This window comes from Streptomyces sp. SPB162 (assembly GCF_029504575.1).
GTDB lineage: Bacteria > Actinomycetota > Actinomycetes > Streptomycetales > Streptomycetaceae > Actinacidiphila.
This window is the reverse complement of the sequence record NZ_JAQFII010000001.1, coordinates 4573037-4593507: the sequence shown is the minus strand read 5'-3', so window position 1 is coordinate 4593507 and position 20471 is coordinate 4573037. Positions and strand designations below refer to the sequence as shown.

Sequence of the window (20471 nt, the reverse complement as noted above, 5' to 3'; positions counted from 1 at the left end):
GCGCCGCCGGGGCGCGTGCGGAAATGCGGTGGCCCGGGGTGGGGGGCGGTGTCAGGGTCGGGGCATGCGGAGCTGGTGGCCGAGGCGGAAGCCGTATCCGTGGACGGGTGGTACTTCTCCTGTCTCGTACTTCTCCCAGCAGGTCGGCCCCGCGAGCGTCTTCGAGCTCGTCGAATACTTTCCGGGGCACTGCCGGACGAGGTACGGCGGGGGCGCCATCCGGACGACGCACGGATGGCGGCCGAGGCCGCCGGGTGGGAGACCCGGGATCTGCGCACGGAGAAATTGCGCACTGAATTCCACGACGTCGGCGCCGTGGTCTATTTCCTCCGGAAAGTGATCTGGATGGTTCCCGGGTTCACCGTCGAGCGATATCGGGCGGAGCCGAAGGCATTGGACGGGCAGATCCGGGTAGAAGGTTCTTTTATCGCTCATACCTCGCGTTTCCAGATCGAAGCGCGCAAAACATAGTGCTGTTGAAGTGGTGCGTTACACCCACGCCACCCATCACGCATCCCACAGCGGCCCTTATTGCGACATAAGTGGCAAATGGTGCAAAGGTCCTATTCTCTGCGTACGGTAAGGGTGTTGAGCATCGCCGGTAGCGGTGATGACGTCTATTGAGGAGGCTTCCATGCTTGCTCAGACATTGCACTCACCCATCAAGGCACCGGATCTCGAAGCCCTCGGCTACGCGACGGTGGAGCCCGAGACGACCGTGAGCGACGCTCCGGTCTACTCGCCGCAGGCTTCCGGCAGCGGCACCGGCCTCCTCCTGTTGGGGCTCCTGCTTTCGCCCTCCCTGCCGAAGGAGCCGAAGGACAAGTGAGCTCCGATCGGTCGCGGACGGCGTACGCCGACTCGGCGGCCGACCTGGCTCGTAGTGCCCTCGACGCCCTTCGGGGCGCCGGGGGCACGGCCATGGTCGCCGCACACGTCGACAGTGCCGAGGACGATGCGGCGGCGCTGGCCGCCGTCCGGGTCGTCGGCGCCGACACCTTCGCCCCCCACCTGCTCACCGGCACCGCGCTGCACCCTCTGGACGCGGAAGTCGTGGCGCGCTCCTTCACCGTCTTCCCGCCCCCCGAAACCGTTCCGCAGTCGCCGCCCGCAGGGCCCGCCGAGCCGTGGGTGATGGCTTGGCGCGACTGGGCCACCGCGTCGATGCTGGAGCGCTTCGCCGCGGAGGGCGCGGCGGCCGAAGTGCTGTCGCTGTACGCCGCACAGCCGTCCGAGGCTCCGCTGCTCGCGCGGCGCGTCGGGCTCCGCCCCGCCGAGGCGCCCTCCCCCGGGCCCGCGCGCGACCTCGGGTGGGCCGAATGGTCCGTGCGGATGGGGCAGTTGTCCTCGCTGGCCCTCCCCGGACTCGAGGGGCCGGTGCACGCGGCGGCCCGCCGGGCGCCGTTGGCGCTCGCCCGGGGCGCGACGCGGTCGCTGATGCGGCGCGACTACCCGACGGCGGCGCGGATCGCCCGGTGGCTGGCGCTGCTCCAGCACGAGGGCGTGGCCCTGCCGCTCGACCCCGCCCCCCTCGTCGGGCATCTGCGGATGCTCGGCAGCGGATCCCGGCTCGCCCTCGACACCGCGATCGCCGGCAAACTTCTCGGACTGGAGCCCGTATGACGGCGTCGGTGACGGCAACCGCCCACCAGGTGAGTGAGAAGGCGCTGGGCTGGCTGCACGAACACCACCGGCGCGGCGCCCTGCCGGAGGACATCGGCACCGACATCACCGATCCCCCCGGCGCCTACAAGGCGCTCGGCGAAGTGGCGCTCGCGTCCTCGCTGGTGCTGCGCGAGGACGTGGCCGGCGCGAACGGACTGCGGATGTCCCAGGAGATGCTGGACCACGCCTGGGGACAGTTCGACGAGGGCGGCCTGCTCTACGCGCGCCTGCTGCGCTTCCCGCTCATGACGGACTCGCTGGAGACGTACGCGCACTTCGTCCGCGGCGGCCACCACCACGAGCCGATGCGCCGACTGCTCGAACACGTCTCGGCACTGCGGTCGGTGCGCGGCGTGGAGCACCTGCCCAACCGCTCCCTGGCCGTCGCCAACGCGACCCGTGTGGCGGGTCTCGGCGGCACCGGACGGGCGGGCGACTGGGCGGAGTTGATCGGCGCCACCTGGCTGGCGAACGCGCCCGAGCCCTGGCTCGTCGACTGGATCACCGGCTACAACATGACGCACACGGTCTTCCACGTGACCGACTGGGGCCGTGTGCCGGATGACCTCCCCGACGACATCGGTGAGTACCTCGCCGCGTGGCTCCCGGCCTGGATCGACATCTGGGCCGAGGTCGGCGAGTGGGACCTGCTGGGCGAGTTGATGATCGTCGGCAGTTGCCTGAAGGAGCCGTACACCGATCCGGCGGCGTGGGAGCTGATGGCCTCCATCCAGCACGAGGACGGACTGGTACCACGGGACACCGCCCCCGTCTCCGACGACATCGAGTACCGATTCGCGGACCAGCAGCACACGGCGGTCGTCGCGGCGATCGCCGGGACCCTGACGGTCTCCCGGGCCCTCGACGGCAGCACGCACGACGACAGCCCTCCCGACGGCGGCCCCCACAACGGTCTCGGCGGCGATCCCCACGATGGCCCCGGCGGCGGTCCCGGCGGCGCCGCGGCCCGGCCGTGACGCGGTGGGCGGCGGACGCGGCCGCCCCGCTGCTCGCCGACCGCGCCGGAGCCAGTGGCACCGTCGTCGCCCTGCGGCTCGGTGACGAGCGGGCGTTCCTCACCGAAGGACGTACCACGCACCTCGGCGGCGAACCGGTCGACGCCGACACCCGGTTCGAGATCGGCTCGCTCACCAAGGTCCTGACGGCCCTGCTGTTCGCGCGGCAGGTGGCCTGCGGGAAGGTCGCCTACGACGACCCCGTCTCGCGGTTCCTGCCGCCCGGGGCCGGTCCGCGCGTCCGCGGCGCGCCCATGACGCTGCTGCACCTGGCCACCCACACGTCGGGACTGCCCCGGCTGCCGCCCGGATTGGTGGCCTCCGGCCGCGCGCACTGGCTGAGCAACCCCTACGCCGCGTTCTCGCCCGACGACCTGCTGCGTGCCGTGCGGCGCACCCGCCCGCGCTTCGAGCCCGGCTCCCGGGTGCGCTACTCCAACTTCGGCGTCGGCCTGCTCGGGCACCTGCTGGCACCTGCCGCCGAGGAGACGGACAGCCCACCCGCCACCCACCAGACGTGCGGCTACGAACGCGCTCTCACCGCACAGGTGTTGCGCCCCCTCGGCCTGCACCGGACGGACTGCGCCGCCGACCTCCCGCAGGCCACCGGCTACCGGCACGGCCGGGCCCGCCCGGCCTGGCGGATCCCGGGCCTGCCCGGGGCGGGGGCGGCGCGCTCCAGCGGGCGGGATCTGCTCCGGCTGCTGGACGCCCTGATCGACCCCGGCACGGCGCCGGATCCGTTCTTGCGGGCGGGGCTCGCCGACGTGATCCGCCCCCGACTCGTCGTCCCGCGCGGCACCCGGCGGCTCGGACTGGTCTGGAACATCCAGCCGGGCCCCGGCCACGATCTGTACCACCACTCCGGCGGCACCTGCGGTTTCCTGTCCTTCGCCGGCTTCAGCCCGCAGGCGGGCGTGGCGCTCGTCGCGCTGACCAACACCAGTCCGACGATGCGCAGCACGTTCATCCAGCGCGCCTACGACGCCCTGCGCTCGCTGGCGACGCCGCGGACCGGCTGACTCCCGCAGCGGATTCCGGCAGGCACGGCGTGCTGAGCCAGGCGAGTGGCCGTCAACCGGATACCGTCATCCGCGACATGGCAATTGGTGACAAATGTCTGGTACATCCCACTAGCATGTACGAAAAGGACGCGCCGCCAGGGCGATCGATCACAACCTGTCCAGTCCGCCGACTCCGGGCCATCGCGAAGACCACCGCGCCACAGCGGCAGGGTCACGTTCAGCGGCCCGCAGGTGACAGCATCTGCGGGCCGCAACCCAACCCCCCTCCCCCCAAATCCCTCTTGACGATAATTACATGCGCATGCAATAAATGCGTATGCACACTCAACGCTCGTTCCTCTTCCTGCTCGGCAGCGCTCGCGCGGACGGCAACACCGAACTCCTGGCGCGGCACGCCGCGGAGCAACTGCCCACGGGCGCCGAGCAGCGATGGCTGCGGCTGGCGGAACTGCCGCTCCCCGACTTCGAGGACCTGCGCCACGAAGGCGACGGCAGCTATCCCGCGCCCACCGGCCACGCCGAGGTCCTGCTCGACGCCACCCTGGGCGCGACCGACCTCGTGATCGCCTCGCCGCTGTACTGGTACAGCGTCTCCACCGCCACCAAGCGGTACCTCGACCACTGGTCCGGCTGGATGCGCGCCCCGGGCGTGGACTTCAAGCCCCGCATGGCCGGACGGAAGCTCTGGGGCGTCACGGCCCTGGCGGGGCGCGATGTCGCCGACGCCGACGCCCTCGTGGGCACCCTGCGGAAGACGGCGAACTACCTGCAGATGGAGTGGGGCGGTGTGTTGACGGGCCACGGCACCCGGCCCGGGGACATACGGAACGACACCGCGGCGCTGAGCCGGGCGAAAGGATTCTTCGCGGGCTGACGGTACTTCGTGCGGCCGCACGGAGCGGCCTCCTTCACGCGCTGATGTCACGCGCGGTGAACCGCGCCCAGGCGGCGGACCCGAACACCGCCACGTACAGGGCCTGCAGGCCGAGATTGCTGAGGATGTCGTCCCAGTAGACCGGCTCCCGCAGCACATCCGCGAAGCTCAGCCAGTAGTGCGGGAAGAGGTACGGCTGGACCACGTGCAGCTGGGGGATCGAGTCCACGATCTGCACGGTGACCACCAGGCCCACCGTCGCCGCCATCGCACCGATACCGCTGTTGGTGAGCGTCGAGATGAACAGGCCGATCGCGGCGACGCCCCATAGGGAGGCCGAGACGAGCACCGCGATCATCAGGGCCCGCACCAGGCCGTCGGAGAACGAGATGGTCGTGCCCGACAGCAGCGTCACGTCCCCGAGCGGGAAGAGTGCCGCGCCGACCGCCAGTGCCGCGCCTGCCACGACCAGGGTCGCCACCGCGCAGAAGACGGCAATGGCGGTGAACTTGGCGAGCAGCAGCCGGGTCCGCCCGGCCGGAGCCACCAGCAGATAGCGCAGCGTGCCGGCGTTCGCCTCGCCCGCGATCGAGTCACCGGCGATCACGCCGACCGCCATGGGGAGGAAGACCGGCAGGGTCGCGGCGAGCGAGGCGAAGCTCAGGAACAGGCCGTTGTTGCTGACCTGCGAGATGAACGCGGGACCGGCGCCCTCTCCCCCGCCGTCGCCCCCGCCCGCCGAACCGCCGTTCCGCGTCTCGATCTTCACCGCGATCCCGACCAGGAGCGGGACGGCCGCGAGCACCGCCAGCAGCGCCAGCGCCCGCCAGCGGCGGAAGACGATGGTCAGCTCACTGCGGAACAACCCCAGCGTCCAGAGGGCGCTGCTCCGCGGACGGGCGACGGTGACCGCTGCGGTCTCAACCCGCGACATCGAAGCCCTCCCCGGTCAGTGCCACGAACGCGTCCTCCAACGAGGCCCGTTCGACCCCGAAGCCGCGGACCCGCACCCCCGCGGCCACCAGGGCCGCGTTGAGGTCCGCGAGATCCAAGAGTCCCCCTGGCTCCCCCGGTCCGCCCGGCTCCCCCGCGTCGGGCGGGTCGGCCGGCAGTTCGCCGGTGACCCTGTCGTCCAGGACGATCAGATCCGTCACGCCGTGCTCCTTGAGAATCCGTACGGCGTCCGCCGGGTCGGGTGTCGTCACCGCGAGCCGGCCGCGGGTGCCGGCCGCCAGTTCCGCGACGGTCCCCTGGGTGATGAGCCGGCCGCGCGCCATCACGGCGACGTGCGAGCACACCTGCTCGATCTCGTCGAGCAGGTGCGAGGAGAGGAAGACGGTCGTGCCGTCGGCCGCCAACTCCCTGACCAGGGAACGGATCTCCCGCATGCCCTGCGGGTCGAGGCCGTTCGTCGGCTCGTCCAGCACCAGCAGCTCGCGCGGTTGCAGCAGCGCGGACGCGAGGCCGAGCCGCTGCTTCATCCCGAGCGAGTACGCCCGCGCCTTCTTGTTCGCGGCGGCCGCCAGGCCGACCCGGTCGAGCGCGTTCCCGACCCGGTCGGCGCGGGTGCCGGGATCCGCGGTGGGATCGGCGGAGTCGTACCGCACCAGGTTGTCCCGGCCGGACAGGAACCCGTACAGAGCCGGCCCCTCGATCAGCGCGCCGACCTTCGGGAGCACCGCGCGCCCCGCGCGCGGCATCGGGCGGCCCAGCACCCGGGCCGTCCCGGCCGTCGGCTCGATCAGGCCCACCAGCATCCGGATGGTGGTCGTCTTGCCCGAACCGTTGGGCCCGAGGAAACCGAAGACGCTGCCGCGCGGCACCCGCAGGTCCAGGCCGTCCACGGCGAGCGTCCCCCGATACCGCTTCGTCAGACCGCGGGTCTCGATCACGGCCTCGATCACGGGCTCGGCCTCGACCGCGGCGGACGGCTCTTCCATCGCACTTCCTCTGCACAGGGACAAGCACGCTCAGGGACAAGAGCCCGCCCGGCCGGTGACACGGCCGGGCGGACAGCGAGGTCGACGGGGCTACTTGGCGGCCGCGTCGGCGGCCTTCAGCAGCGCGTCCTGGTTGACGGCACCGACGTACACGGTGCCGTTGTCGGTGATCAGAGCGTTGACGAGGCGGGTGGAGAAGACCGTGCCGGACCCGAACTTCCCGGTGACGTGCTTGCCGAAGCTGTCGATCAGCCCCTGCACGTTCTTGTCGTTCCGGCCGCGCCGCTCGGACGACGATCCGGAGTCGGAGCCGGACAGGGCGCCCTTGGGCACCTTGATCTCGGCGATGGAGTTCCAGTCCGCACCCAGGATGTTCAGCCCCTGGAGTCCTTCGAGGCCGGACGTCCCGTTGTGGTCCGCCTTGTCGTTCAGCGCGGCCTCGCCCGCCTTGTCCTCCGTCACCTTGGTGCCCTTGGGCGGGGTGAACCGGAAGGTGCCGGCGTCGGGCTTGCCGAAGTCCACCTTCGTGAAGCCGATGTCGATCGCGGCCTTGCCGCCGGTCCTGGGCGTCAGCGTGAACTTCAGCGGCACCCCGGTCGACGCGTCCACCGCGACACGGATCGTGCCGACCGTGGAGTCACCGCCCTTGGGCTGGACGAGCAACTGGTAGGCGCTGCGTCCGGCGACCTTCGCCGTGCCGTCGACGGAGACGGACGTGTTGGGGCCCGCCGCCTTGAGCGCCTGCTGGGCCGCGGCCCGGGGGGTGCTCGGGAAGTCCTCGGGCAGCTGCTTTGCGTGGTCCGTACCGGCCTTGCCGCCGGACTTCGGCAGCGTCGAGTGGTACGCCTGGTTGGACGCGCTGTCGTACGCCCAGACCTGGTCGCCGTTGTGGATGAGGCTGTACTCGGCGGCCTTCTCCACGATGGAGACGCGCTGCCTGTCCGGTCCGTCGGCCGCCACGTGCAGCGTGTGGCTGCCGGCCAGCAGCTGGGTGAGCTGTGCCTTGGGGTCGGCGGCCGAACCGCTTCCCTTGCGGCCCTTGCCGCTGTCGTCCCCGCCCGCACCGCCGAAGAGGCTGCCCCCGCCGGTGACGCCGCCGAGGAAGGACGGCAGTCCGAGGTCGGTGGTGATCTTGACCGAGCCCGAGATCGTCTGGGTGTCGGAAGCGGCCACCTTCGTCAGCAGCTGCTCTGCCGTGATCTTCGGCAGGTCTGGGTTGCCGGAGTCGGCGAGCGCGGGGACGAGGCTGATGGTCGCCGCCGCCACCCCCGCCACCGCGACAGGAACCGCGTACCGCATCGCCTTGCGGCGACCTGGCCCGCTGCCCTCTCCGGTGTTTCCGGTGTCTCCCACTGGGGGAACCTGCGCCGGTTGGATCCGTGCCATTGCGTTCCTACCTCCGTCGTCAGCGGCGGCCACGATGTGGTGCACTCGTCCACCTCTCGGGTCCATTGTCACCCGATCCGCCCCTGAGGTGGTGATACCAATCCCACCAAACCGGGAGGCCCGGCACATCAGCCGCCGGGAGCAACCCTGTGTACGCCCCCGGGATGACGAACCCCGAGGGCGTACACGGGTCGGTGCACGGCCGGCAGGAGGGAAGGAGCCCTGCTCGTGGCGATTCGCACCTTTTATCGGCCCGACTTCGGCCGGCCCTCCCCCTCAGGGCCGCCCGGAGTCAGGTCCGTTCACCGCGGGGGCGCCCCCCACCCGCCCCCGCGGCCGTCACTTGCCGACGAAGAGGTAGTCGGCCCGGTAGTCCACACCGACCTTGGGCGTCTTGTACGGGTCGCAGGAGCCGGCCGGGGCCACGCCGCCGACGGTGTTGAGCCGCAGGATCTCCCGGGTGTCGGAGAGCAGGCCGTCCCGCCCGCCGGTCTGGGTCGCCCGCAAGTCGAGCTCGGCGATGTTGCCCGCCCCGTTCGGCGTCCTGCTGACGACCGTGCCGGTGACGGCGCTGCCGTCGGGGGCGACCCACTGCGGCGGGCCGGCCGCGGGCTGCACGAAGGAGTGTTCGATGCCCTCTTCGAGGTGCGCCTCGACGTTGTCCTGGGTGAACACGAAACCGCCGTCCGGCTGCTTCGTGCAGGCATAGATCTGCCGGCCCTTGACCACGGACACCCGCGGGTCGGCGAGCGCCTTGGCGAAGTCGATGGACGAGCTGAGCTGGTGCAGCCGGCCGCGGACCGCGCCGCCCGGGAACTCGGCGGTGTGGATGTTGGCGTAGAAGCCGCCCGGATCGGCGCGCAGGCCGGCGAGGAGCTTCGCGTCGTCGACGGTGACCGTGCCGGTCACCGAGTAGAGGCTGCCGGGCAGCTTCTCGGCGAAGAACGGGATCTTCACCCCGCCGTTGCCGCCGGCGGGACCCTGGTGGATGTGCGCGGCGGTGGGTGGGGCGATGCCCTTCCATCGCATGGCGAACGAGACCTGGTTGCCCTCGATCTTCAGGAACTCCACGGCCTTGCCGTCCCGGTCGCCCACCGCGGGACCGCCCGGCACCGGCACCTCGTTGGCGCCGTTCAGACTCGCCGCGAAGTAGACGGCCTTCCCGCCGTCGGCGGTCGCCCCCGCGTGCCGGGTCGCGTTCCCGGTCGCGTTCCCGGTCGCGTTCCCGTCGGCCGCCGCGGGCAGTACGGCCAGTGCGACGCCACCCGCGGCCGCGGCGGCGGTGACGGCGAGCGCGGTCACCGTGCGGCGGCTCCTGATGCGGTTCATGAAACGAGTCCTCCCCTGTGGCCGGTGCCCCACGCCCCGGCGTCTCAGGGGTTCATACGCATCCTTCGGCGGCCGCCGCTCAACGCGGAACTGCGGTGAGAATCACGCCTCGAACCCTGAGTGCGGCGTGCGCGGGTTGCGTATATCGCACAAGGGCCGGGCGGAGGATGCTCGTTGTGCGAACATCACAAATTTCTGTCGCGGGACAACGGGCGGGATGGCGAACGCTACCTGGTCGAAACGCAGTTGAGCTGCTGTTGCTCCGCTGTTGATCATTCCCGGGACGGTCTCGACCTGAAGGATCCCGTGCGGAAGGATGCGCCCGTGGCCACGGAACCGAGCGAAGAGCTGATGCGGACGCTCTACAACGAGCACGCGAATCCCCTGCTCGCCTACGTACTGCGGCTGGTCGCCGGCGACCGGCACCGGGCCGAGGACGTCGTACAGGAGACACTGCTGCGCGCCTGGCGCAACAGCGAGCAGTTGGAGCGCGCCGCCGGATCCGTCCGCCCCTGGCTCGTGACGGTGGCACGCCGACTGGTCATCGACGGACACCGCAGCCGGCAGGCCCGTCCCCGGGAGGTCGACCCGAGTCCCCTGGACCAGTTGCCCGCCCATGACGAGCTGGACAACGTGCTCCGGCTGATGACCATCTCCGACGCGATGGCCGACCTGTCGACCGCCCACCGGCAGGTGCTCGCCGAGACCTATCTGCGCGGGCGTTCGGTCGACGACGCCGCCGCCGTGCTGGGCGTACCCGCCGGAACGGTACGGTCGCGGATCTTCTACGCGCTGCGCTCGCTCAAGCTCGCGCTCGAGGAACGAGGAGTGACGACCTCATGACGTCGCCGCAGGGGCAGCACGCGGACGTGGGGGCGTACGCCCTCGGCCTGCTCGACGACGCGGACGCCACCCGGTTCGAGACGCATCTCGCCGGCTGCGCGTCCTGCATGGGGGAACTCGACGAGCTCGCGGGGAATCGAACCGCTGCTCGCCGAGTACGCGGCGGCCCATCCCGACCCCGGCACCCTCCTCGCCCCCCGGGATGACGCCGGTCCCGGCGACGCCCTGCTCCTCAGGCTGCTCGACGAGGTCGCCGAGGTCCGCGCCAGGACGCGGCGGCGCCGGATGGTCCTGGTCGCGGCCGCCGCCGTCCTGATCATCGGCGGGCCGTTCCTCGCCGTCCGGATGGCGTCCGACGGCACGGGCGGGACGGGTGGGACGGTCGCGGAAGAGGAGTACGGCGGGCCCGCCAAGGCCGCCTTCCAGCTGATGCCGGCCTCCGACAAGGTCTCCGGCACCGACCCCGCCACCCAGGTCACCGCCACGATCGGCGTCGAGAAGACGGCCTGGGGCAGCCACGTCGTCCTGGAGCTGGGCCATCTGAAGGGCCCGCTGCGCTGCAGCCTCGTCGCCGTCGGGCGCAGCGGGGAGCAGCAGACCGTGGCCACCTGGGCGGTCGGCCCCTGGGGGTACGGCATCCCGGACAGCCCGCACGAGTCGGCGCGTTCGCCGCTCTACCTGCACGGCGGCGCGGCCCTGCAGCCGGCCGAGGTCGACCACTACGAGGTGCGCACGCTGGACGGCAAAGCGCTGGTCGACGTCCCGGCCTGACGCGTCCGCGGAGGGATCAGCCCGCGCGGAACACGACCGCGTCGCACAGGCCTTCCAGGGCCTGCTTGGCGGCGCAGTCCGGGAGCGGCGCGAGGGTGGCGCGCGCTTCGTCGGCGTAGCGGACGGTGTCGCGGCGGGCCTGCTCCAGCGCCGGGTGGGCCCGCAGCAGGCGCAGCGCCTCGGCGTGCCGGTGGTCGTCGGTGAGGTCGCCCGCGAGGAGGTCGACGAGGTGGCGGTCGGCGGCGGAGGCCGAGCCGTTGGCCGCGGCGACCTTGCTCCGCAGGTGGAGCACGGGGAGGGTGGGGATGCCCTCCCGCAGGTCGGTGCCGGGGGTCTTGCCCGACTCGTGGCTGTCGCTGGCGATGTCGAGGATGTCGTCGGCGAGCTGGAAGGCGGTGCCGATGCGCTCGCCGTACTGGGTGAGGATGTCGACGACGGACTCGTCGGCGCCGGCCATCATGGCGCCGAAACGGCAGGAGACGGCGACGAGCGAGCCGCTCTTGCCGCTGATGACGTCGAGGTAGTGGTCGACGGGGTCACGGCCGTCGGTCGGGCCCGCGGTCTCCAGGATCTGGCCGGTCACCAGCCGCTCGAAGGCCTCGGACTGGACGCGGACGGCCTCGGGGCCGAGGTCGGCCAGTATGTGCGAGGCACGGGCGAACAGGAAGTCTCCGGTGAGGACGGCCACCGAGTTGTCCCAGCGGGAGTTGGCGCTGGGTACGCCCCGGCGCACTTCCGCCTCGTCCATGACGTCGTCGTGGTACAGCGTGGCGAGGTGGGTGAGCTCCACAACCACCGCGGCAGGCACGACGCCGGGCGCGTGCGGGTCGCCGAACTGGGCGCCCAGCATCACCAGCAGCGGCCGGAACCGTTTGCCGCCCGCCCGCAGCAGATGGCGCGCGGCGCCGGCGATGAAGGGGACGTCGCTCTTGGTGGCCTCCAGGAGGCCCTCCTCCACGGCAAACAGCCCGGCCTGGACGTCGGCTTCGAGAGCCTCGTCCCGCACACTCAACCCGAACGGCCCGACGACGTTCACGAGGGGTACTCCATTCGCTGAGATGGCGTCCTGGGGACGGCACTGCTTACACGGGCAGCGTAGCCGGTCCCCTCTCGATCTTTGCCGGGGCATCGCCCCTATATGGCCTGGACAGGTCATCCACCCCGCGCGACCTCGGCCGAAGACGTCTCAATCCCGCTCCCCGAGAGGGTCGCGCGCCGTGCGAGAACCACCCATGACGGCAGAAAACAGCCGCCGGACGCGTGGTGCGCCCGACGGCCGTTTCGCGCCGTTCTGTTGCTCAGCGGACGAACACGCCCGCCTTGTCCGCGAGGTCCAGGAAGTACTGCGGCATGACGCCCAGCGCGAGCGTCACCGCCACGCCGATGCCGATGGCCGTGGAGGTCCAGGCGCTCGGGACGGCGACCGTGGGGCCGTCGGCCTTCGGTTCGCTGAAGAACATCAGCACGATGACGCGGATGTAGAAGAACGCGGCGATGGCCGAGGAGAGCACACCCACGATGACCAGCGGCATCGCGCCGCCCTGGGCGGCCGCCTTGAACACCGCGAACTTCCCGGCGAAGCCGGAGGTCAGCGGGATGCCCGCGAAGGCCAGCAGGAAGACCGCGAAGACCGCGGCGACCAGCGGGGAGCGGCGGCCGAGGCCGGCCCAGTGCGACAGGTGGGTGGCTTCGCCGCCCGCGTCGCGGACCAGGGTGACGACGGCGAAGGCGCCGAGCGTCACGAAGGAGTACGCCGCGAGATAGAAGAGCACGGACGAGACGCCGTCCGGCGTGGTGGCGATGACACCCGCGAGGATGAACCCGGCGTGCGCGATGGACGAGTACGCCAGCAGTCGCTTCACGTCGGTCTGGGTGACGGCCACGATCGCGCCGACCAGCATCGTCAGGATCGCGACGCCCCACATCACCGGGCGCCAGTCCCAGCGCATGCCCGGCAGCACCACGTACAGCAGCCGCAGCAGCGCGCCGAAGGCGGCGACCTTGGTGGCGGCGGCCATGAAGCCGGTCACCGGGGTCGGGGCGCCCTGGTAGACGTCCGGGGTCCACATGTGGAACGGCACGGCGCCGACCTTGAACAGCAGCCCCATCGCGACCATCGCGGTGCCGATGAGCAGCAGCGCGTCGTTGCCGGTGGTGGCGGCGAGCGCCGGGGTCATCTTGGCGGTGCCGTCGACGACGGCGGCGATGCCGGAGTACGAGACGGTGCCCGCGTAGCCGTAGAGCAGCGCGATGCCGAACAGCAGGAAGGCCGACGAGAAGGCTCCCAGCAGGAAGTACTTCATCGCGGCTTCCTGCGACATGAACCGCCGGCGGCGGGCCAGCGCGCAGAGCAGGTACAGCGGCAGCGAGAAGACCTCCAGCGCGACGAAGAGCGTCAGCAGGTCGGACGCGGCCGGGAAGATCAGCATGCCGCCGACCGCGAAGAGCAGCAGCGGGAAGACCTCGGTGGTGGTGAACCCGGCCTTGACCGCGGCTTTCTCGGCGTCGCCGCCGGGGACCGCGGAACCCTGCGCGGCGAAGGAGTCGACCTTGCGGCCGTGCGCCGTCGGGTCGAGCCGCCGCTCGGCGAAGGTGAAGACGGCGACCAGCCCGACCAGCAGGATCGTGCCCTGCAGGAAGAGCGCCGGGCCGTCGACGGCCACCGCTCCCATCGCGGCGACGTGCGCCTTGGTGGTGCCGTAGCCCCGGGCCGCGAGGGCCACGACGGCGGCGAAGGCGGCGGCGAGGCCGACGACGCTCACCGCGATCTGCCCAAGGTACCGGGACCTGCGGGGCAGGAACGCCTCGACGAGGATCCCGACGACCGCGGCCCCGAAGACGATCAGGACCGGCGACAGCTGGGCGTACTCGATCTTCGGGGCGGGGATCTTGTCTGCGGCGGGGGCCGCCATTGTCCACAGGCTGTGGACGGCTGTTCCGCTCACTTGGTCGCCTCCAGCGCGGGCTTGGGGTCGGTCTTGTGCACGTCGGAGAGCGTCTGGCCGACCGCCGGATTGACGATGTCCGTGAGCGGCTTCGGGTACACGCCGAGGAAGAGCAGCAGCGCGATCAGCGGCGCCACCACGGCGATCTCCCGCACCCTGAGGTCCCGCATCCCCTCGATGCCCGCCTTCACCGGCCCGGTCATCGTCCGCTGGTACAGGACGAGGACGTAGAGCGCGGCGAGCACGATGCCGACGGTCGCGATGATGCCGATCGCCGGGTACCGGCTGAACGTGCCGACGAGCACCAGGAACTCGGAGACGAACGGGGCGAGCCCCGGCAGCGACAGCGTCGCCAGTCCGCCGATCAGGAAGGTGCCCGCGAGCACCGGCGCCACCTTCTGCACCCCGCCGTAGTCGGCGATGAGCCGCGAGCCGCGCCGGCTGATCAGGAAGCCGGCCACCAGCAGCAGCGCGGCGGTCGAGATCCCGTGGTTGACCATGTAGAGGGCGGCACCGCTCTGCCCCTGGGTGGTCATCGCGAAGATGCCCAGGATGATGAAGCCGAAGTGCGAGATGGACGCGTAGGCGATCAGCCGCTTGATGTCCCGCTGGCCGACGGCGAGCAGGGCGCCGTAGATGATGCTGATCACCGCCAGCACCAGGATCGCCGGCGTGGCCCACTTGCTGGCCTCCGGGAAGAGCTGGAGGCAGTAGCGCAGCATCGCGAAGGTGCCGACCTTGTCGACGACCGCGGTGATCAGGACGGCGACCGGCGCGGTCGACTCCCCCATCGCGTTCGGCAGCCAGGTGTGCAGCGGCCACAGCGGCGCCTTCACCGCGAAGGCGAAGAAGAAGCCGAGGAAGAGCCACCGCTCGGTGGAGGAGCCGAGGTCGAACTTGCCGTCCGCGCGGGCCCGCAGGATCTCCTGGAGCGAGAACGTGCCGTGGCCGAGCTGGTCGGCACTGGCCGCGTACAGCCCGATGACGGCGGCCAGCATGACGAGTCCGCCGACCAGGTTGTAGAGCAGGAACTTCACGGCGGCGTACGAACGCTGCCTGGCCGCCTCGTCGTCGCCGCCCGCGACGGAGTCGCTGGACTGCGCGGCGTGCGCCTGGTCCCCGAAGCCGCCGATGAGGAAGTACATCGGGATGAGCATGGCTTCGAAGAAGATGTAGAAGAGGAAGACGTCGGTGGCCTCGAACGAGACCACCACCATCGCCTCGACGGCCAGGATCAGGGCGAAGAAGCCCTGGGTGGGCCGCCAGCGGCGGTTGGGGTTCTTGTCCTCGAGAGGATCCGCGTCGTGCCAGCCCGCCGCGATGACGAACGGGATCAGCAGCGCGGTCAGCGCGACGAGTGAGACGCCGATGCCGTCCACGCCGAGCTCGTAGCGGACCCCGAAGTCCTTGATCCACGCGGTGGGACTCGGTGAGCTGGTAGCGCTCACCGCCCGGTTCGAACCGGATGAGGACGATCACGGCCAGCACGAGCGTCGCGACCGAGAAGCCCAGCGCCGACCACTTGGCGAGGTTGCGCTTCGCGGCCGGTACGGCGGCGGTGGCGATCGCGCCGACCGCCGGGAGGGCGGCCGTGACGGTAAGGAGGGGAAAGGACATGAGTTATCAGACCGCCCTCATCAGGAGAGTCGCGGCGACCAGGACCGCCGTGCCACCCAGCATCGACACCGCGTACGAGCGCACGTAGCCGTTCTGCAGCTTGCGCAGGCGGCCGGAGAGGCCGCCGACCCCGGCAGCGGTGCCGTTGACGGCGCCGTCCACCAGGGAGTGGTCCAGGTAGACCAGGCTGCGGGTGAGGTGTTCGCCGCCGCGGACCAGCACGACGTGGTTGAGGTCGTCCTGCAGCAGGTCGCGCCGGGCGGCGCGGGTCAGCAGCGAGCCGCGCGGGGCGACGGCCGGCACGGGCCTGCGCCCGTACATCAGCCAGGCCAGCGCGACCCCGATGACCAGCACGACCATGGTGCCGGCCGTCACCGTCGCGGCGCTGAGGGGCGAGTGCCCCTCCTCGTGCCCGGTGACCGGCTCCAGCCACTTCAGGAAGGAGCTGTTCAGGCTGAACAGCCCGCCCGCGAAGACCGATCCGAAGGCCAGCACGATCATCGGGATCGTCATCGACTTGGGCGACTCGTGCGGGTGCGGCAGCTCGCCGGCGCCCGCGCTCTCGGCGGCCGGCTCGGCGCTGAGCGCGTCCGGCGACGGGGCCGGTTCCCAGCGCTTCTCGCCGAAGAACGTCATCAGCATCACGCGCGTCATGTAGAACGCGGTGATCGCGGCGCCCAGCAGGGCCGCGCCACCGAGGATCCAGCCCTCGGTGCCGCCCTTGGCGAAGGCCGCCTCGATGATCTTGTCCTTGGAGAAGAACCCGGACAGGCCCGGGAAGCCGATGATCGCCAGGTAGCCGAGGCCGAAGGTGATGAACGTGACCGGCATGTACTTCCGCAGGCCGCCGTACTTCCGCATGTCGACCTCGTCGTTCATGCCGTGCATGACCGATCCGGCGCCGAGGAAGAGCCCGGCCTTGAAGAAGCCGTGGGTGACCAGGTGCATGATCGCGAAGACGTAGCCGATCGGGCCGAGCCCGGCCGCCATGATCATGTAGCCGATCTGCGACATCGTCGAGCCCGCCAGGGCCTTCTTGATGTCGTCCTTCGCGCAACCGACGATCGCACCGAAGAGCAGCGTGACCGCGCCGACCGTGACCACCGCCAGCTGCGCGTCCGGGGCGCCGTTGAAGATCGCGCCGGACCGGGTGATCAGGTACACGCCCGCCGTCACCATCGTCGCCGCGTGGATCAGGGCCGAGACCGGGGTCGGGCCCTCCATCGCGTCGCCGAGCCAGGACTGCAGCGGCACCTGGGCGGACTTGCCGCACGCGGCGAGCAGCAACATCAGGCCGATGGCCGTCAGCTTGCCCTCGCCCGCCTCACCCGCGTGCTCCAGCACCGGCTGGAAGGTGAACGTCCCGAAGGTCGTGAACATCAGCATGATCGCGATGGACAGGCCGATGTCGCCGACGCGGTTGACCAGGAACGCCTTCTTCGCGGCCGTGGCCGCGCTCGGCTTGTGCTGCCAGAAGCCGATCAGCAGGTACGAGGCGAGGCCGACGCCCTCCCAGCCGACGTACAGCAGGAAGTAGTTGTCGGCGATGACCAGCAGCAGCATCGCCGCCACGAACAGGTTCAGGTAGCCGAAGAAGCGGCGGCGCCGCTCGTCGTGCTCCATGTACCCGATCGAGTAGATGTGGATCAACGTGCCCACACCGCTGATCAGCAGCACGAAGGTCATCGACAACTGGTCGAGCTGGAAGCCGATGTCGGCCTGGAAGCCGCCGACCGGGACCCAGCTGTACAGATGCGAGTACATCGTGCGGTGCTCGCCGCTCTTGCCCAGCATGTCGAAGAAGAGCACGGCGCCGATACCGAAGGACACCGCGGCGAGGAACGTGCCGAGCCAGTGGCCGACACGGTCCAACCGGCGGCCGCCGGTCAGCAGGATCGCCGCGCCCAGCAGTGGTGCCGCGACGAGCAATCCGATGAGGTTCTCCACTGTCGCTACCCCTTACAGCTTCATCAGATTGGCGTCGTCGACCGAGGCCGAGTGCCGGGAGCGGAACATCGTCACGATGATCGCGAGCCCGACCACGACCTCGGCGGCGGCGACCACCATCGTGAAGAAGGCGATGATCTGGCCGTCGAGGTTGCCGTGCATCCGGGAGAAGGTGACGAACGCCAGGTTGCAGGCGTTCAGCATCAGCTCGACGCACATGAAGACGATGATCGCGTTGCGCCGGATCAGCACCCCGGAGGCGCCGATGGTGAACAGCAGCGCGGCCAGGTACAGGTAGTTGACCGGATTCACTTGCTCGCCTCCTTCGGCGTTGCGGGCTCCGACCGTTCCAGCCAGTTCTCCGAGCGCTGTTCCAGCTCGGCGAGATCGGCCAGGGGCCTCGTTCGACACGTCGCGGATCTGGCCGCGGTCCCGCAGGGTGGCGCTGACCGACAGGTCCGAGGTGGTGCCGTCCGGCAGCAGGCCGGGGACATCCACCGCGTTGTGCCGGGCGTAGACGCCGGGGGCGGGCAGCGGTGGCACCTGGGTACCCTCGCGCACGCGCTGCTCGGAGAGTTCGCGCTGGGTGCTGCGCGCCTCGGTCCGTTCGCGGTGCGTCAGGACCATCGCTCCGACGGCCGCCGTGATCAGCAGCGCGCCGGTGATCTCGAAGGCCCAGACGTACTTGGTGAAGATCAGCCGCGCCAGGCCCTCGGGGTTGCCGCCCGCGTTCGCCTGGCCGAGGCCGGCGAAGGTGTCGAGCGAGGCGTTGCCGATGCCCGCGATCAGCAGGATCCCGAAGCCGAGACCGCATCCGGCGGCCAGCCAGCGCTGGCCCTTCAGCGTCTCCTTCAGCGAGTCGGCGGCGGTGATGCCGACCAGCATGACGACGAAGAGGAAGAGCATCATGATCGCGCCGGTGTAGACGACGATCTGGACGACCCCGAGGAAGTACGCGCCCTGGGCCATGTAGAAGACAGCCAGGATGATCATGGTCCCGGCCAGACAGAGCGCGCTGTGCACCGTCTTCTTGCTCAGCACCGTGCCCAGCGCGCCCAGCACCGCGACGACGGCCAGGACCCAGAACTGGAACGCCTCACCCGTCGAGGTGGTCGAAGCGGCGGCGGCGAAGGTGGACATCATGCCTCCGCCCCCGTTCCCGCGGGCCTGACGCCGGTGGCCGGCACGGTCACCGACGGCTGCGCTTCCTCCGCCGGCTTCTCGCCCTGGGAGACCGCCACCTGGCGCTCGGTGCCGGGCGCGGCCTCGGTGACCAGCCCCCGGTAGTAGTCCTGCTCGTCGGTGCCGGGGAAGATCGAGTGCGGCGCCTCGACCATGCCCTCTTCCAGGCCGGCGAGCAGCTGCTCCTTGGTGAAGATCAGCGACTCACGCGTCCGGTCGGCGAGTTCGTACTCGTTCGTCATCGTCAGCGCCCGCGTGGGGCACGCCTCGATGCACAGGCCGCACAGGATGCAGCGGGCGTAGTTGATCTGGTAGACGCGGCCGTAGCGCTCACCCGGGGAGTAGCGCTCCTCGTCGGTGTTGTCCGCGCCCTCCACGTAGATCGCGTCGGCCGGGCAGGCCCACGCGCACAGCTCGCAGCCGACGCACTTCTCCAGCCCGTCCGGGTGCCGGTTGAGTTGGTGCCGGCCGTGGAAGCGCGGCGCGGTCGGCTTCTTCTCCTCGGGGTACTGCTCGGTCAGCCGCTTCTTGAACATGGCCTTGAAGGTCACGCCGAAGCCCGCGACCGGGCCCAGGAACTCAGGCATCGTCGGCCTCCTTGTCGTTGTCCACGGCATCCGGGGCGCCGACGAGCTGGGGCTCGCCCTGGCTGCGGCTGCGACGGCGCGGCACCCGGTGGCAGTGTCTGCCCCGGCAACGGCGGTACGGGGAAGCCGCCCGCCATCGGATCGAACTCTTCGGGCGGTGCCGCGGCGTCCGCCGCCTCCTCCTTCTTCCGCCCGCGGTCGCGGAACACGTCGACCACCAGCGAGAGCAGCAGCAGGGCGACGACGGCGCCACCGACGTACAGCACGATGTCGCGCAGGCCGTAGTCCTCGTTCCGCATCGCCCGCACGGTCGCGACCAGCATCAGCCAGACCATCGAGACCGGGATGAGGACCTTCCAGCCCAGCTTCATGAACTGGTCGTAGCGCACGCGCGGGAGGGTGCCGCGCAGCCAGATGAAGAAGAACAGCAGCAACTGGACCTTGATGGTGAACCAGAGCATCGGCCACCAGCCGTGGTTCGCGCCCTCCCAGAAGGTGCTGATCGGCCACGGGGCCCGCCAGCCGCCCAGGAAGAGGGTGGTCGCCACCGCCGAGACCGTCACCATGTTCACGTACTCGGCGAGCATGAAGAGCGCGAACTTGATCGACGAGTACTCGGTGTTGAACCCGCCGACGAGGTCGCCCTCGGACTCCGGCATGTCGAACGGGGCGCGGTTGGTCTCACCGACCATCGCCACGATGTAGATCAGCAGCGAGACCGGCAGCAGCACCGCGAACCAGCGGTCGTGCTGCGCCTCGACGATCGCCGAGGTGGACATCGAGCCCGAGTAGAGGAAGACCGCCGCGAAGGAGAGGCCCATCGCGATCTCGTAGGAGATCATCTGGGCCGACGCGCGCAACCCGCCGAGCAGCGGGTACGTCGAGCCGGAGGACCAGCCCGCGAGCACGATGCCGTAGATGCCGACGGACGCGGTGGCCAGGATGTACAGGACGCCGATCGGAAGGTCGGTGAGCTGCAGCGCGGTGCGGGTGCCGAAGATCGACACCTCGTTGTCGGCCGGGCCGAAGGGGATGACCGCGAAGGACATGAAGGCGGGGATCGCCGCGACGATCGGCGCGAGGATGTACACCACCTTGTCCGCGCGCTTGACGATGATGTCTTCCTTCAGCATCAGCTTGATGCCGTCGGCGAGCGACTGGAGCATGCCCCACGGGCCGTGCCGGTTGGGGCCGATGCGCAGCTGCATCCACGCCACGACCTTGCGTTCCCAGACGATCGAGAACAGCACGGTCAGCATGGCGAAGGCGAAGCAGAACACCGCCTTGAGCAGGACCAGCCACCACGGATCGGTGCCGAACATCGACAGATCTTCGGCGGAGAGG

At 70.5% G+C, this 20471-nt stretch carries 17 protein-coding genes and 4 pseudogenes; 9 read left to right on the top strand and 12 right to left on the bottom strand.

Going from position 1 to position 20471, the window contains the following annotated elements; genetic code table 11:
• Positions 1 to 127 precede the first annotated feature (127 nt).
• The 6 genes and pseudogenes from M2266_RS21055 to M2266_RS21030 form a co-directional block, all read left to right on the top strand.
• Positions 128 to 471: pseudogene (locus tag M2266_RS21055) on the top strand (SAM-dependent methyltransferase); the annotation flags it as partial.
• Between the two features lie 163 nt (positions 472 to 634).
• Positions 635 to 829 (top strand): hypothetical protein, encoded by a 195-nt coding sequence (locus M2266_RS21050; RefSeq protein WP_277439589.1) that lies wholly within the window; start codon positions 635 to 637, stop codon positions 827 to 829.
• Complete coding sequence (locus M2266_RS21045) at positions 826 to 1623, top strand: hypothetical protein (RefSeq protein WP_277439588.1); 798 nt, start codon at positions 826 to 828, stop codon at positions 1621 to 1623. The genes M2266_RS21050 and M2266_RS21045 overlap by 4 nt, the downstream gene beginning before the upstream one ends.
• An 8-nt stretch (positions 1624 to 1631) precedes the next feature.
• Positions 1632 to 2642: a hypothetical protein gene (locus M2266_RS21040; RefSeq protein ID WP_346780918.1), complete on the top strand. Its 1011-nt coding sequence runs from the start codon at positions 1632 to 1634 to the stop codon at positions 2640 to 2642.
• Entirely contained in the window at positions 2639 to 3703 is a 1065-nt protein-coding gene (locus tag M2266_RS21035) for a serine hydrolase domain-containing protein (protein WP_277439586.1), read from the top strand. The genes M2266_RS21040 and M2266_RS21035 overlap by 4 nt, the downstream gene beginning before the upstream one ends.
• Before the next feature lie 319 nt (positions 3704 to 4022).
• Positions 4023 to 4580 (top strand): NAD(P)H-dependent oxidoreductase, encoded by a 558-nt coding sequence (locus M2266_RS21030; protein ID WP_277439585.1) that lies wholly within the window; start codon positions 4023 to 4025, stop codon positions 4578 to 4580.
• 34 nt (positions 4581 to 4614) lie between these two features.
• On the opposite strand, the gene M2266_RS21025 is transcribed toward M2266_RS21030, so the two are convergent.
• The 4 genes from M2266_RS21025 to M2266_RS21010 form a co-directional block, all read right to left on the bottom strand.
• Positions 4615 to 5514 carry an ABC transporter permease gene (locus tag M2266_RS21025; RefSeq protein ID WP_277439584.1) on the bottom strand — a complete coding sequence of 300 codons (900 nt, stop codon included), beginning with the start codon at positions 5512 to 5514 and terminating at the stop codon, positions 4615 to 4617.
• Positions 5501 to 6520 carry an ABC transporter ATP-binding protein gene (locus M2266_RS21020; RefSeq protein WP_277439583.1) on the bottom strand — a complete coding sequence of 340 codons (1020 nt, stop codon included), beginning with the start codon at positions 6518 to 6520 and terminating at the stop codon, positions 5501 to 5503. Before M2266_RS21020 ends, M2266_RS21025 begins: the two co-directional genes overlap by 14 nt.
• A 90-nt stretch (positions 6521 to 6610) precedes the next feature.
• Positions 6611 to 7819 (bottom strand): DUF2092 domain-containing protein, encoded by a 1209-nt coding sequence (locus tag M2266_RS21015; RefSeq protein WP_277441287.1) that lies wholly within the window; start codon positions 7817 to 7819, stop codon positions 6611 to 6613.
• A 426-nt stretch (positions 7820 to 8245) separates the two neighbouring features.
• Complete coding sequence (locus M2266_RS21010; RefSeq protein WP_277439582.1) at positions 8246 to 9235, bottom strand: CHRD domain-containing protein; 990 nt, start codon at positions 9233 to 9235, stop codon at positions 8246 to 8248.
• Positions 9236 to 9559: 324 nt separating this feature from the next.
• Between M2266_RS21010 and M2266_RS21005 the strand changes: the two genes are divergently transcribed.
• The 3 genes from M2266_RS21005 to M2266_RS32395 all read left to right on the top strand — a co-directional run bounded on the left by M2266_RS21005 (position 9560) and on the right by M2266_RS32395 (position 10849).
• Positions 9560 to 10078, top strand: coding sequence for a sigma-70 family RNA polymerase sigma factor (locus tag M2266_RS21005; protein ID WP_277439581.1), 519 nt, complete (start codon positions 9560 to 9562; stop codon positions 10076 to 10078).
• The gene (locus M2266_RS32400) at positions 10075 to 10284 is read left to right on the top strand and encodes a zf-HC2 domain-containing protein (RefSeq protein ID WP_346780917.1); all 210 of its coding nucleotides are present in this window, start codon (positions 10075 to 10077) and stop codon (positions 10282 to 10284) included. The genes M2266_RS21005 and M2266_RS32400 overlap by 4 nt, the downstream gene beginning before the upstream one ends.
• A gap of 79 nt (positions 10285 to 10363) precedes the next feature.
• Positions 10364 to 10849, top strand: a complete 486-nt coding sequence (locus M2266_RS32395; protein WP_346780916.1) for a hypothetical protein — start codon at positions 10364 to 10366, stop codon at positions 10847 to 10849.
• Positions 10850 to 10865: 16 nt separating this feature from the next.
• On the opposite strand, the gene M2266_RS20995 is transcribed toward M2266_RS32395, so the two are convergent.
• From M2266_RS20995 to nuoH, 8 genes and pseudogenes are all read right to left on the bottom strand, one after another.
• Complete coding sequence (locus tag M2266_RS20995) at positions 10866 to 11885, bottom strand: polyprenyl synthetase family protein (RefSeq protein WP_277439580.1); 1020 nt, start codon at positions 11883 to 11885, stop codon at positions 10866 to 10868.
• A 262-nt stretch (positions 11886 to 12147) separates the two neighbouring features.
• Complete coding sequence (gene nuoN, locus M2266_RS20990; RefSeq protein ID WP_277439579.1) at positions 12148 to 13794, bottom strand: NADH-quinone oxidoreductase subunit NuoN; 1647 nt, start codon at positions 13792 to 13794, stop codon at positions 12148 to 12150.
• Positions 13791 to 15411 (bottom strand): annotated as a pseudogene (locus M2266_RS20985) (NADH-quinone oxidoreductase subunit M). Before M2266_RS20985 ends, nuoN begins: the two are co-directional and overlap by 4 nt.
• Before the next feature lie 6 nt (positions 15412 to 15417).
• Entirely contained in the window at positions 15418 to 17358 is a 1941-nt protein-coding gene (gene nuoL, locus M2266_RS20980) for an NADH-quinone oxidoreductase subunit L (protein WP_277439578.1), read from the bottom strand.
• A gap of 12 nt (positions 17359 to 17370) precedes the next feature.
• Positions 17371 to 17670, bottom strand: a complete 300-nt coding sequence (gene nuoK / locus M2266_RS20975) for an NADH-quinone oxidoreductase subunit NuoK (protein WP_269273374.1) — start codon at positions 17668 to 17670, stop codon at positions 17371 to 17373.
• Positions 17667 to 18501 (bottom strand): annotated as a pseudogene (locus M2266_RS20970) (NADH-quinone oxidoreductase subunit J). Before M2266_RS20970 ends, nuoK begins: the two are co-directional and overlap by 4 nt.
• Entirely contained in the window at positions 18498 to 19127 is a 630-nt protein-coding gene (gene nuoI, locus M2266_RS20965; RefSeq protein WP_277439577.1) for an NADH-quinone oxidoreductase subunit NuoI, read from the bottom strand. Before nuoI ends, M2266_RS20970 begins: the two are co-directional and overlap by 4 nt.
• Positions 19120 to 20449, bottom strand: a pseudogene (gene nuoH / locus M2266_RS20960) (NADH-quinone oxidoreductase subunit NuoH). Before nuoH ends, nuoI begins: the two are co-directional and overlap by 8 nt.
• Positions 20450 to 20471: the final 22 nt, after the last annotated feature.

What these genes read in the sequence shown, in the direction of transcription:
- M2266_RS21050 (WP_277439589.1), top strand. Translation starts at nt 635, where the DNA reads ATGCTTGCTCAGACATTGCACTCACCCATCAAGGCACCGGATCTCGAA.
- M2266_RS21030 (WP_277439585.1), top strand. Translation starts at nt 4,023, where the DNA reads ATGCACACTCAACGCTCGTTCCTCTTCCTGCTCGGCAGCGCTCGCGCG.
- M2266_RS21025 (WP_277439584.1), bottom strand. Translation starts at nt 5,514, where the DNA reads ATGTCGCGGGTTGAGACCGCAGCGGTCACCGTCGCCCGTCCGCGGAGC.
- M2266_RS21020 (WP_277439583.1), bottom strand. Translation starts at nt 6,520, where the DNA reads ATGGAAGAGCCGTCCGCCGCGGTCGAGGCCGAGCCCGTGATCGAGGCC.
- M2266_RS21015 (WP_277441287.1), bottom strand. Translation starts at nt 7,819, where the DNA reads ATGCGGTACGCGGTTCCTGTCGCGGTGGCGGGGGTGGCGGCGGCGACC.
- M2266_RS21010 (WP_277439582.1), bottom strand. Translation starts at nt 9,235, where the DNA reads ATGAACCGCATCAGGAGCCGCCGCACGGTGACCGCGCTCGCCGTCACC.
- M2266_RS32400 (WP_346780917.1), top strand. Translation starts at nt 10,075, where the DNA reads ATGACGTCGCCGCAGGGGCAGCACGCGGACGTGGGGGCGTACGCCCTC.
- M2266_RS32395 (WP_346780916.1), top strand. Translation starts at nt 10,364, where the DNA reads ATGGTCCTGGTCGCGGCCGCCGCCGTCCTGATCATCGGCGGGCCGTTC.
- nuoI (WP_277439577.1), bottom strand. Translation starts at nt 19,127, where the DNA reads ATGCCTGAGTTCCTGGGCCCGGTCGCGGGCTTCGGCGTGACCTTCAAG.